This is a genomic window from Acinetobacter puyangensis (assembly GCF_900096995.1).
In the GTDB taxonomy this organism is placed as follows: Bacteria; Pseudomonadota; Gammaproteobacteria; order Pseudomonadales; family Moraxellaceae; genus Acinetobacter; species Acinetobacter puyangensis.
Genome location: NZ_OANT01000001.1, coordinates 539,733 through 553,079, shown reverse-complemented (window position 1 = coordinate 553,079; position 13,347 = coordinate 539,733). Strand labels below are relative to the sequence as shown.

General features: G+C 42.3%; 10 protein-coding genes. 8 read left to right on the top strand and 2 right to left on the bottom strand.

Annotation, left to right across the window (positions count from 1 at the left end; all coding sequences use genetic code 11):
• Positions 1-74: 74 nt before the first annotated feature.
• Both ilvN and CRO21_RS02585 read right to left on the bottom strand, forming a co-directional pair.
• A complete protein-coding gene (gene ilvN / locus CRO21_RS02590) occupies positions 75-566 on the bottom strand; it encodes an acetolactate synthase small subunit (protein ID WP_097077766.1) in 492 nt (163 codons plus the stop codon).
• Complete coding sequence (locus CRO21_RS02585) at positions 566-2,290, bottom strand: acetolactate synthase 3 large subunit (RefSeq protein ID WP_097077765.1); 1,725 nt, start codon at positions 2,288-2,290, stop codon at positions 566-568. The genes ilvN and CRO21_RS02585 overlap by 1 nt, the downstream gene beginning before the upstream one ends.
• Before the next feature lie 510 nt (positions 2,291-2,800).
• On the opposite strand from CRO21_RS02585, the gene CRO21_RS02580 reads away from it, so the two are divergent.
• The 8 genes from CRO21_RS02580 to CRO21_RS02545 all read left to right on the top strand — a co-directional run bounded on the left by CRO21_RS02580 (position 2,801) and on the right by CRO21_RS02545 (position 13,335).
• The gene (locus CRO21_RS02580) at positions 2,801-3,172 is read left to right on the top strand and encodes a DUF4124 domain-containing protein (protein WP_097077764.1); all 372 of its coding nucleotides are present in this window, start codon (positions 2,801-2,803) and stop codon (positions 3,170-3,172) included.
• A 111-nt stretch (positions 3,173-3,283) separates the two neighbouring features.
• Positions 3,284-5,908: a leucine--tRNA ligase gene (leuS, locus tag CRO21_RS02575; RefSeq protein WP_097077763.1), complete on the top strand. Its 2,625-nt coding sequence runs from the start codon at positions 3,284-3,286 to the stop codon at positions 5,906-5,908.
• A 137-nt stretch (positions 5,909-6,045) separates the two neighbouring features.
• Positions 6,046-6,567 (top strand): LPS-assembly lipoprotein LptE, encoded by a 522-nt coding sequence (locus CRO21_RS02570; RefSeq protein WP_097077762.1) that lies wholly within the window; start codon positions 6,046-6,048, stop codon positions 6,565-6,567.
• Positions 6,568-6,575: 8 nt separating this feature from the next.
• Complete coding sequence (holA, locus tag CRO21_RS02565) at positions 6,576-7,565, top strand: DNA polymerase III subunit delta (RefSeq protein WP_097077761.1); 990 nt, start codon at positions 6,576-6,578, stop codon at positions 7,563-7,565.
• Between the two features lie 100 nt (positions 7,566-7,665).
• Entirely contained in the window at positions 7,666-9,021 is a 1,356-nt protein-coding gene (locus CRO21_RS02560; RefSeq protein WP_097077760.1) for a MacA family efflux pump subunit, read from the top strand.
• A gap of 2 nt (positions 9,022-9,023) precedes the next feature.
• A complete protein-coding gene (locus CRO21_RS02555; protein ID WP_097077759.1) occupies positions 9,024-11,012 on the top strand; it encodes a MacB family efflux pump subunit in 1,989 nt (662 codons plus the stop codon).
• Between the two features lie 18 nt (positions 11,013-11,030).
• Entirely contained in the window at positions 11,031-12,431 is a 1,401-nt protein-coding gene (locus tag CRO21_RS02550) for an efflux transporter outer membrane subunit (RefSeq protein ID WP_097077758.1), read from the top strand.
• A 70-nt stretch (positions 12,432-12,501) separates the two neighbouring features.
• Positions 12,502-13,335 (top strand): AraC family transcriptional regulator, encoded by an 834-nt coding sequence (locus tag CRO21_RS02545; RefSeq protein WP_097077757.1) that lies wholly within the window; start codon positions 12,502-12,504, stop codon positions 13,333-13,335.
• The last annotated feature ends 12 nt before the right edge of the window (positions 13,336-13,347 follow it).

Sequence of the window (13,347 nt, the reverse complement as noted above, 5' to 3'; positions counted from 1 at the left end):
TCCTTTTAATCATATATTTATATGAATTCGTGGAAGCCCCCCCCCTTTCTAAAAGGGGGATTTAAGGGGGATTTCTAAATACTTAAAATCTTTTCACCACGTGCGATACCTGATACACCAGAACGTACCACTTCTAAAATGGTATTTTCTGCCAGCGCATCGATAAAGCCATCGAGTTTTTCTGTTGTTCCCACAATCTGAATGGTGTAGGTATTGGGTGTGACATCAACAATCAATGCCCGAAAAATATCTGCTGTGCGCTTGATTTCTGAGCGTGCCACACCTAATGCCTTGACTTTAATCAACATTAATTCACGCTCGATATGCGCCCCATCGGACAAATCGACAACTTTTACCACTTCAACCAGTTTATTCAGTTGTTTGGTGATTTGCTCAATCTTGTGCTCATCGCCATGTGTGGTCAGTGTCAGACGTGACAGTGTCTCATCTTCTGTAGGTGCCACATTTAAAGTTTCAATGTTATAGCCACGCTGACTAAATAAACCGACCAAACGAGAAAGCGCACCTGATTCATTTTCAATGAGTACGGAAATAATATGTCTCATTAGGTACGCTCCCCTTTATGTAACCACATATCCTTCATCGCTTGACCAGCAACCTGCATCGGATAGACATGTTCGGTACGATCAACCATGACATTGATAAATACACATTTGTCATTAATATTCATGGCTTGTTCAAGCTTGGCTTCCAGCTCATCAGCATGGTCAATCTGAATACCGACATGACCATAGGCTTCCATCAATTTTGGAAAATCTGGCAATGATTCAACGTATGAACTGGAATGACGCCCTTCATAGTTCATGTCTTGCCATTGTTTTACCATACCGAGCGCACGGTTATTCAGGCACAGTATTTTGACATTCAAACCATATTGCTTACAGGTTGAAAGTTCCTGTATACACATCTGAATTGATGCTTCGCCTGTAATACACACCACCTGTTTTTCCGGAAAAGCCAGTTTGGCCGCCATTGCATACGGCAAGCCGACACCCATGGTCCCCAGACCACCGGAATTAATCCATTGACGTGGATGCTTATACTTGTAATACAGCGCAGCAAACATTTGGTGCTGCCCTACATCCGAGGTAATAATCGCATCGCCATGGGTAACTTTATATAATGCTTCGACCACTTGCTGCGGCTTCATGGTGTTATCAGTGGTGTGCTGATAGCGTAAACCATGGACCTTGCGCCATTCATCAATTTGCTTCCACCAATCAGCAATTGCTTCGCTATTTGGTTTGGATACATTCAATTGTTTCATTTGTGTCAGCATTTCCTGTAATACAGGTTCAACCGCACCAACAATTGGAATATGTGCTGCAATGGTTTTTGAAATCGTTGCCGGATCAATATCGATATGAATCACTCGGGCATTGGTACAGAATTTTGCTGGATTATTGGTTACACGGTCATCGAAGCGCGCACCAATGGCAAAAATTAAGTCGGCATTATGCATCGCCATGTTGGCTTCATATGTACCATGCATCCCTAGCATACCAATAAATTGCTGATCATCACCTGGAAAACCGCCCAATCCCATCAAGGTATTGGTCACCGGAAAACCGAGAATATGAGCAAGCTCAGTCAACAATGCAGAGGCGTTGCCCTGTACCACACCACCACCGGAATAAATCACTGGGCGCTTGGCAGTTAAAAGCTCATCAATCGCTTTACGAATCTGGCCTGAATGACCACGATTTGGTGGCTGATAAGAACGCAATTTAACTTTTTCAGGATATTCGTAGGCAAATTTGTCTACAGGATTGGTAGCATCTTTTGGAATATCAACCACGACAGGGCCTGGACGACCACTGGCAGCAATATAGAATGCTTTTTTAATAATCGAAGGAATTTCACTTGCATGGCGCACTTGGAAACTATGTTTCACAATCGGGCGGGAAATACCCACCATATCGGTTTCCTGAAATGCGTCTTCGCCAATCAGATGACTTGCGACCTGACCAGATAGGATCACCATCGGAATAGAATCCATATACGCAGTGGCAATCGGTGTAACCGTGTTGGTTGCACCCGGACCTGATGTAACAAGTACTACACCGGTTTTACCTGTGACGCGCGAATAGGCATCTGCCATATGGCCCGCAGCTTGTTCGTGCCGAACCAGATAGTGATTAATTTTATCTTGTCGAAATAAGGCATCGTAAATATGTAATACTGCGCCGCCTGGATAACCAAAAACGTGTTCAACACCTTCGTCCGCCAAAGCGCGAACGAGCATATCACCACCAGATAGAAGTTCCAACGTATTCACCCTAGACTTTCTGGATATAACAAAAAGTTTGTTACATCATATTCATAAACAGTTTTGACAGACTGATCACAGCTGTCGGATTCAGATTTAGTTCATTGTACCGTGACAGTAAAACACATACATGAAATGTAGTAATGTTGGGCTACATTTCTTAAAGAGCAATTTTGGGATGTAAAACCTACTCTTATCAATCATCTGCCCGTCTAGAGCCCAGATGTTTATCACGGTTATGTTTTGAATTCGAAGGGTGATCGAATCAACACATAAAACTAAAGCGAGCATTTTTGATGCTATCGACCCGAAAGTCAAGCAAAATAACGGTTTTTTCAGATGGTTTCTTAGAAATCACTGATTAAACTTATCGCTACACAGCTTATTTCTCATAAAAAAATCTTTCATTGAAATCAGCAATAAAATTTATGCAAAATAAATGTATTCCTGATCAATTTCATTTAAAATATCACGAAAAGACATATATCTTCTTTCGAGAGTACCCTCCTCATGTCATTACAAAAAAAATCCATTACACTTTGCCTAGTTAGCTTGTATTTTTTATTGTTACCGTCTTTAAGTTATGCGCAAAATTTTTATAAATGGATAGATGCCAAAGGATCTACACATTACACCACCACACCGCCACCTAAAAATGCAAAAAAATTGGGAAAAGTAATGACCTACAATGACAGGCCAAGTGGCAGTAACGCTATCCCACCAGCAAAAAATGCAAATACAGAAGTACCACAACAACAAACACCGTCGGGTAATCCAACACCTTCTTCCAACCAAAACCAACGTATTCCTTTACCACCACAACAGCAAAATTCAGGTGCCAATCAACCTTTGATCATTCAGAACAATCATACTGCACTTTAACCTGACATAATTTATAAAAAATGCGCAGGATTCAATCGAATCACAGCGCATTTTTTTTGATTTTGCGCTATGCTGTGCAACAAAATTTTTGATGTTAATTTGACTTAAGTTATGACTACGACGCACATTGATCCCGAATATCAAGCGAATTCGATTGAACCTCAAGTCCAGCAAGACTGGGAAAATCGCAAAGTATTTAAAGTTGCAGACACTGTGGAAGGCAAACATCGCTACATCCTATCGATGTTCCCTTATCCAAGTGGCAAACTGCATATGGGACATGTGCGTAACTATACCATTGGCGATGTTATTAGCCGTTTTCACCGTTTAAAAGGCGAAACCGTATTACAACCGATGGGCTGGGACGCTTTTGGCTTACCTGCCGAAAACGCAGCAATTGCCCATAAAGTCGCACCGGCAAAATGGACCTTTGAAAATATCGATTACATGCGTAATCAGCTCAAAAGTCTGGGTTTGGCGGTCGACTGGGATCGTGAAATTGCCACCTGTACGCCGGAATATTATCGCTGGGAACAATGGTTGTTTGTTCAGCTTTATAAAAAAGGTCTGATTTATCGTAAGCTGTCTACAGTCAATTGGGATCCTGTTGATCAAACTGTACTGGCCAATGAACAGGTGGTCGATGGTCGTGGCTGGCGCTCTGGTGCATTGGTGGAAAAACGTGATATTCCCATGTATTACTTCCGTATCACCGACTATGCACAAGAATTACTGGACGATCTGGAACAGCTAAAAGACGGCTGGCCACAGCAAGTATTAACCATGCAACGCAACTGGATTGGGCGCTCCGAAGGTATGGAAATCACCTTCCCTTCTGCTGACACTTCAATCTACGCAGACAGTTTAACCGTTTATACCACTCGCCCGGATACACTGATGGGCGTAACCTATGTTGCTGTTGCCGCCGAACATCCAATGGCATTAAAAGCTGCCGAAAGTAATCCTGTACTTCAAGACTTTATCGAAGAATGTCGTATGGGTTCAGTGGCAGAAGCAGATCTAGCGACTGCCGAGAAAAAAGGCATGACCACCGGGCTTTTCGTCAAACATCCGGTGACAGGCGAACAAGTGCCAGTCTGGATTGCCAATTATGTGCTAATGACCTATGGTTCTGGTGCGGTTATGGCAGTCCCTGCACATGATGAACGCGACTTTGAATTTGCCAATAAATTTAACTTGCCGATTAAACAGGTGATTGATGCCAAAAGTGCTGATGGTACTGACTTTGATGCAACACAATGGCAGGAATGGTATGGCAGTAAAGATGGAACACTGGTGAATTCTGGTGAATTTGATGGTTTAACCTTCCAACAAGCCTTTGATGCATTTATCGCCAAACTTGAACCACAACAGCTTGCCAACAAGAAAGTACAATTCCGCCTACGTGACTGGGGTGTTTCCCGTCAGCGTTACTGGGGCTGTCCAATCCCGATGATCAATTGTGAACAATGTGGTCAAGTGCCTGTTCCGGAAGATCAATTACCAGTGGTTTTACCGACAGATGTGGTTCCTGATGGTTCAGGCAATCCATTGGCAAAAATGCCGGAATTCTATGAAACCACCTGTCCGCATTGCGGCGGTGCTGCCAAACGTGAAACCGATACTTTGGATACCTTTGTTGAATCTTCATGGTATTACGCACGTTATGCTTCACCCGATTACACGACAGGGATGATTAAACCGGAAGCCGCACAAACCTGGTTACCCGTGAATCAATATATTGGTGGCGTTGAACATGCCATTTTGCACTTATTATATGCACGTTTCTTTCATAAACTGATGCGTGATGAGGGTGTTGTACAAGGTAACGAACCTTTTGCCAATTTATTGACCCAAGGCATGGTGCTGGCAGATACCTTCTACCGTGAAGATGAGGCTGGCAAAAAAACTTGGTATAATCCTGCCGACGTTGAGCTTGAACGTGATGAAAAAGGCCGCAGCATTTCTGCCATTTATAAGGCAGATGGTCAGCCTGTGGTCATTGGCGGTCAGGAAAAAATGTCCAAATCAAAAAATAATGGTGTCGATCCACAAGCCATTATTAATCAGTATGGTGCAGACACAGCCCGTATCTTCATGATGTTTGCTGCGCCACCAGATCAATCACTGGAATGGTCAGATGCAGGTGTTGAAGGCTCCAATCGCTTTCTAAAACGGGTCTGGCGTTTAACTGCTAACTTCCTTGAAAAAGATAGTAATGCCACCACACTGGATACAGCAAATTTATCCAAAGATGCACAGGATTTGCGCCGTAAAGTCCATGAAACGATTGCCAAAGTGGGTGATGATATTGAGCGCCGTCATGCCTTTAATACCGCAATTGCAGCGCAGATGGAATTACTCAATGCTGTTTCCAAGTTTGAGGCAAAATCTGACACTGACCTTGCAGTAGAACGTGAAGCAATTATTACCTTATTGACTTTACTGGCACCCTTTGCACCGCATTTAAGCCAAACTTTATTGGCAAAATTCGGAATCGACCTCACCACCACATTGTTCCCTGCCGTCGATGCATCTGCACTGACTCGAAATACCCAGACCATTGTGGTACAAGTGAATGGTAAACTTCGTGGTAAATTGGAAGTTGCAATTGATATCGCCAAGGAAGATTTATTGGCACAGGCCAAAGCCTTACCGGAAGTACAGCAATTTTTAACTGGTCCAACCAAAAAAGAAATTGTAGTACCGAATAAACTAGTGAATTTGGTGGTTTAAAACCCACCCTCCCTCCTTTTTGAATGTTTTTATCATTATAAAGGAGGGGAAATTCTCAAGTACATCATCTTTCAACTCGTGCAGTGTACTCTGTTGTAAAGAGAGATGAGAGAGATCTAAAAGATAGAGGAAAGAACATGCACTTATCTCAACGTTTCGCAGCGATCGTTCTAACTTTAGGCTTAAGTGCAAGCTTGGTGGGATGTGGTTTCCATCTACGTGGGACACAGCTTTCTGCCCTGCCGCAGGAGTATCAATCCATTCGTCTGGATTTAATTGAAAAGGCCGAACCGCTGAAAAAACCCTTATCTGTCTATCTTGCCGATCTTGGCGCACAGGTAAATCAGCCCAATGCCACCACCACTTTACGTATTAATAACTATGAGCTACGTAGACAGTTATTTAGCGGTAAACTGACTGAAGTCCAACTGCGTTTATCTGCAACATTTAGTATCGAAAATGCCCAAGGTGAGCAATTGACTGCGCCACGCACAGTCATTGCACAACGCAGCTATCAATACGATATTGCAAGCGTAAACACCGAACGTCAGGAAGAACAATATTTGATTAAAGTGATGCAAGAAGATGTGGCACAGCAAATTGTACGCCAACTCCATGCAAATCGTTTGCCTCAGGCACAAATCGATCAGGCACAATAATTTTAATTATGAAACTGGATTATAGCCAAGCATTAAATCGAATCACGCAAGTTCAGGGCGTCTGGTTAATGCATGGCAATGAACCTTTACTTGAACAAAATTTAATCTCTGCGCTACGAAAACACTGGCAGCAACAGGAGATTGAACGGCAGCGCTTTGACTTACAGAATGTAAATGACTGGAAGCAGATATTTTCTGCCTTAAACAGTTTGTCCCTATTTTCAACCCAGCTCGCGATTGAAGTACATGGCAACATCAAACCCGATGCACAAGGTTTAAAACAGCTCAAAGCATTTCTTCAAAATCCGCAAGATAATGTTTTGGTGATTATCTTTCCAAAACAAGAAAGTCAAAGTTTAAAATCTGCGTTTTTCCAAACCATCGAAGCCAATGGTACTCTAATTGGATTAACCGCCTATAACCGACAGGATCAACAGCGGATTTTACAGCTTGAAGCAGAAAATATGGGGATTCAACTAACGCCGCAGGCTTGGCAATGGTTACTCTATCATCACGAAAATAATCTATTATCCGCACGCAACAGTTTAATCAATGTCGCAGATAGCTTTAGTGAACTGAAACAGATTGATATCCAACAATTACAACAAAGTTTACAAGACCAATCGCGTTATAGCACTTTCGATCTTGGTGATGCCTGTCTAAAAGGCGATCTGGCTCAAGCCATCAAAATCTTAAACTTTTTGCTGGAGTCAGGAGAAGCACAACCTTTAATTTTTTGGGTGTTGCAAAAAGAAATGCGTTTACTCTTGCAATTGTTTGAACAACCTCAAAACGCGTTACAACTGGGTATCTGGAAAAATAAGATTGCGCTTTATCAACAGGCACTACGCCGCTGTAATCCTGCACAACTGATTACATGGTCAAAACTATTATTACGTACCGATAATGCCATTAAAGGCATCGGTCATGAAAATAGTCGGGATTTATTACTGCAATTGGTTTGCGCATTGGCAGGGAAACCCGTTTTAACCTTATAGATGCAATTAGCTCATATTGTTATTTTTTTTTAAATCCATGTTTTATTCTTAATTCGTATTTATACTACAACCCATTCCAATATTTTGATTGAAAATCATTATGCAATCCCGATCAAAACTTATCAAATATATTATCTCTGCCCTTGTTGTTCTCGCCATCGCCTTATGTGCATGGTGGTTTTTGAAACCCAAACAGCAAGCTCCAGATTATATTACCGCAGAAGTTAGCCGTGGTGATCTTGAAAATACTGTGCTGGCAACAGGTACCTTAGATGCCACTAAAATTATTAGTGTCGGTGCACAGGTTTCTGGTCAGCTAGAAAAAATGTATGTAGAGTTGGGTCAGGAAGTTAAAAAAGGTGATCCAATTGCACAAATCGATTCAACCACACAACAAAATAGCTTAAAAACGGCAGAAGCCAATATTAGAAATCTGCAAGCGCAACGACTGCAACAAGTGGCAAGTCTAAGTCAGGTCCAACAGGAATATCAACGTCAAAAACAAATGTATGCACAAGATGCAACGTCTCGTGCAGATTACGAAAGTGCACTGGCCAGTTATCAAACTGCACAAGCGCAAATTAGTGCCATTGATGCGCAGATTGAATCAGCAAAAGTAACTCGCGATACAGCACAAACCAATATTGGCTATACCCATATTGTGGCACCAATGGATGGCACGATTGTAGCGATTGTGACCGAAGAGGGTCAAACGGTAAATGCCAATCAAAGTGCACCAACCATTGTAAAACTAGCAAAATTAGATAACATGACCATCAAGGCCGAAATTTCGGAAGCAGATGTCATGAAAGTGGAAAAAGGGCAAACTGTTTATTTCACCACACTTGGTGATAGTGAAACCAAACATTATGCGACTTTACGTCAGATAGAACCTGCACCAGATTCTATCAGTGATGAATCAACCTCTTCATCTTCTTCGTCAAGTACGGCAATTTATTACAACGCCTTGTTCGATGTACCCAATCCGGATGGCAAGTTACGCATCGATATGACAGCACAGGTATCAATTATTCTTGCGGATGCTAAAAATGTACTGACTATTCCAGCATCTGCCATACAAAGTTCTAGCAATCGTAGTACAACTAATCAGACATCATCAAGTAGTCAAACAACTGCTAAAAAGACAGGCACACAGCAATCTTCCTCAACTTCGACAAATGCTAAACAAGGCCCGGCACGTCTGGAGCTTAACGACAATGAAAAAGCACTCATTGAACAAGGTAAGGCAACACGTGCCATGGTCCGTGTGGTACAAGCAGATGGCACTGCACGGCCGCAACCTGTATTAATCGGATTAAATAACCGTGTCACTGCTGAAGTCATCAAGGGATTGAACGAAGGTGACAAAATTGTGATTGCTGATGGTTCAGATACTTCAAATGATTCATCGAAACGTAGCAATCGTAATGCTGGCGGTCCACCAATGGGAATGTAATCATGAGTCAGAATACACAACCTCTGCTCGAGGTAAAAAATCTAACTCGTGAATTCCCGGCAGGTGAAGGCACTGTTCAGATTTTAAAAGGCATTAACTTAAATATTTATCCGGGTGAAATGGTTGCCATTATCGGACAATCTGGTTCTGGTAAATCCACCTTAATGAATATCCTTGGTTGTCTTGATAAACCAACGACAGGAAGTTATCAAGTACAGGGGCAAGAAACCAGAAAACTGGAGCCAGATCAACTGGCACAATTACGCCGGGAATATTTTGGTTTTATTTTTCAGCGTTATCATTTACTTGGCGATTTAACTGCCTCAGGCAATGTTGAAGTACCTGCCGTATATGCTGGTGTAAATGCCCAGCAACGTCATGAGCGTTCTGCCCAGATCCTGACTGAATTAGGTTTAGGTGAACGCCTTTATCATCGTCCAAGTCAATTGTCCGGCGGTCAACAACAACGTGTTTCTATTGCACGTGCCCTGATGAATGGTGGCGATGTCATTCTTGCCGATGAACCCACAGGTGCGCTCGATAAGCACAGTGGTATTGAAGTGATCCGTATTCTACGTGAACTCAATGCCAAAGGTCATACGGTGATTATCGTGACACACGATATCAATGTAGCCAAAAATGCGACCCGGATTATCGAGATTAGTGATGGGAATATTATTTCAGATCAGCCCAATACTCCGGTATATGCGGATGACGAAACACCTCTAGCCGAACCGCAAACATTAATACGTGAACCAAAAAAGAAATCTTCCAGTTTCCGCGCTTTTTTTGACCGGCTAAGTGAAGCGTTTAGAATGGCACTGATTTCGATGAATGCCCACCGCATGCGTACATTTCTAACCATGCTCGGAATTATCATTGGGATTGCCTCGGTAGTGTCTGTGGTTGCGCTCGGTAACGGTTCACAAAAACAAATCCTTGAAAACATCAGTAGTCTAGGCACCAATACCATTACGGTTTATCAAGGTCGCGGATTTGGGGATAACTCACGAACTGCACAGGTCAAAACACTGGTGCCCAGCGATGCTGTCGCCTTATCAGAACAACCCTATGTGCAGGCTGTTAGTCCGACTGTAAATACCAGTATTACTGCTCGATTCAAAGATACTGAAGCATCCGCAACAGTCAATGGGGTCGGTGATCAATATTTTGATGTTAAAGGATTAAGTTTTGCTGATGGTCAAGCCTTTGACAATAGAAGTATTACAGAGCTCAGTCAAGACGTGGTAATTGATCAAAACACCAAGGATACGTTTTTCTCTGATGGCACCGATCCTGTGGGACAAGTGATCTTGCTTGGAAGTGTACCCAGCCGGATTATCGGTGTACTTGAAAAAGAGAAAAGCACCTTTGGTAATTCGGACAGTTTAAATGTCTATTTGCCCTATTCCACTGTAATGAGCCGCTTCATGGGGCAATCCAATGTTCGTAGTATCATTGTGCGGGTCAAAGATGAATACTCCAGTTCTACTGCGGAAAATGCCATTTTAAATTTATTGGTACAACGCCACGGTGCAAATGATGTCTTTAGCCAAAACTCGGACAGCATACGGGAAACTATTCAGCAAACTACACAGACCATGACCCTTTTAGTTTCTGCAATTGCAGTGATTTCACTGGTGGTCGGTGGTATCGGTGTCATGAATATTATGTTGGTATCCGTGACCGAACGTACTCAGGAAATCGGTGTGCGTATGGCTGTAGGTGCCCGGCAGAGTGATATTTTGCAACAATTTTTAATTGAAGCTGTATTAGTCTGTATTTTAGGTGGTATTTTAGGTGTGCTACTGGCACTCGGCATTGGACAAGTCATCACAAAATTTGCTGGTAGTTCTTTCCAGATGGCCTATTCCACTACGTCGATGATTGCTGCTTTTGTTTGCTCAAGTCTAATCGGTGTATTATTTGGTTATTTACCTGCAAAAAATGCCGCACAACTTGATCCAGTTAATGCTCTTTCCAGAGAATAAAATATAAAGGTTCATTCCATGCCAAGACACTTTTCCCGTTTAACGATTGCACTTTTTGTTTCAGGTACATTGGTCGGTTGTTCTGCCATTGTGAAAACACCTTATCAGGCGCCCGCTGTGACAATTCCGGATCAATTCAAGCAACAACGTGCTGCAACAACTGGCGTTGATCAATTTGCAGATCAGTGGTGGACCTTGTTTAATGATGCAGAATTAAATCAGCTGGTTGAGCAGGTTATTGCCCAAAATAGTGATCTGGCCGTTGCTGGGATTGCCTTACGTCAGGCTAGATTACAAGCCAAACTAACTGAAAATCAACAAGGTTTAAGGGTAGGTTCCAGCGTCTCGACCGGACATAATATTAATTTGGGTTCGGGAAATGACAGTGCAAATGGTGTATCACTAAGTGGCAATGTCAGCTATGAACTGGATCTTTTTGGAAAACTGGCCAATCAAACCGAAGCATCGCGGTGGGAAGCTTTGGCTACCGAGCAGGATCTTCAAGCCACTGCACAAAGTTTAATTGCCACAACCTGTAGTCTGTACTGGCAACTGGGCTATCTGAACGAACGTATGACCTCCGCGCAGCAAAGTTTGGCCACCAGTAATAAATTACTGGATCTGGTCAAAGTGCAATATAATGCCGGTGCAGTATCTGGACTGGAACTGACCCAGGCAGAACAAGCGGTACAAAGTCAACAGGCCACAATTAGCCAGTTACGTCAACAACTGGTCGAAGCACATACTGCACTTGCAGTATTGCTACATCAACCTGTGCAACAGTTAAATATTGATGAACCGACCCGGTTGCCCAGCATACAATTACCGAATATCAATGCTGGCTTACCTGCGGAAATTCTAGCCCGTCGTCCCGATCTACAGGCAGCGGAATTACGTTTACGCAAAGCACTGGTAAGCAAAGATGCCACCAAAGCCAGTTATTATCCTTCGATTAGTTTAACCAGTTCTTTAGGCTCCAGCAGCACCTCATTAACAGAGTTATTAAAAAATCCTGTATTGGCACTGGGCGCAAGCTTAAGCTTACCTTTCCTGCAATATAATGATATGCAAAGAAATCTAGAAATTAGTGAACTTGAATATCAAAGCACCATCATTAATTATCGTAAAACACTGTATCAAGCTTTTGCCGATGTAGAAAATGCCTTATCCAACCGCATTGAACTCAGTAATCAGGTTGAGCACCAACAAAAAACCTTGGCACTGGCAGAGAAAAGTGCATATTTAAACGAAGTACGTTATCGCAATGGCGCAATTGCCTTAAAAAATGTACTGGATGCGCAGGAATCTGTACGCAATGCGCAAATCTCTTTAGCTCAAATGCGTTATAACCAATACAATGCCTATGTCACCTTAATGCAGACGTTAGGTGGTTCACCGCTGACGCAACTGCCTGAATAAAACTTTTGGCAAAATCGGAAACTTTTATCCGATTTTGTCTTAAATTTTTTTATTCCCCTATACTCCCAAAATGACAACACAATTCTTCCGTGATCCTGCATTACCCTTCTTAATAGAATCGCGGCGAGCTTGTGATAGCCGGGTCTGTTATCAAGCCCATAGTCATGATGATTATTCCATTGGCGCTGTCGATGCTGGGTGTAGTGTTTTTAATGCAAAATTCTGTCAAAATTATCAGCTCAATGTCGGTGATCTGGTATTTATTCCTGCAAATCAGCGCCATTCCTGTAATCCCGTGGCTGAATGCAGTTGGAGTTATCAAATGTTGCATATCCAGCCACACTGGATACAACAACTTGAACAAGAACTGCAAGCCCTCTCATTTCCAGCACAGGATTTACAGTATAATTTTCAGCATATTTATGTCGTGCATGATCAAGCATTATATGAACAATTTTGTCAGATGAACCAATGCTTATTTTCCTCTGCTTCAAACTTTGAAAAAGAACTGGCTTTTACCGATTTTATTCAGACATTTTTAACCCGTACCCAATCCAGTCAATTGACGCTCAATACAGAAGATTATTTACAACGTCCTCAATTATATCCTTATCTATCCGAATTAAATCAGAACTGCTTGCTGAGTTTGGAGCAGCTTGCACAGATGACGCATTTAAGTCGCTATCAAATTATTCGTTTGTTTAAAGCCCATACCGGCTTTACACCCCATTATTTCCAATTGAATTTACGTATTAATTGCGCACGCCAATATTTACAACAACATCAAAGCATCAGTGATGTTGCCTATCAATTAGGTTTTGCCGATCAAAGCCATTTTCAGCGTACCTTTAAGTTATTTACCGGTGTTACGCCACAGCAATACATGATGCAATACACCAGTTAGCGCAATTTTCTT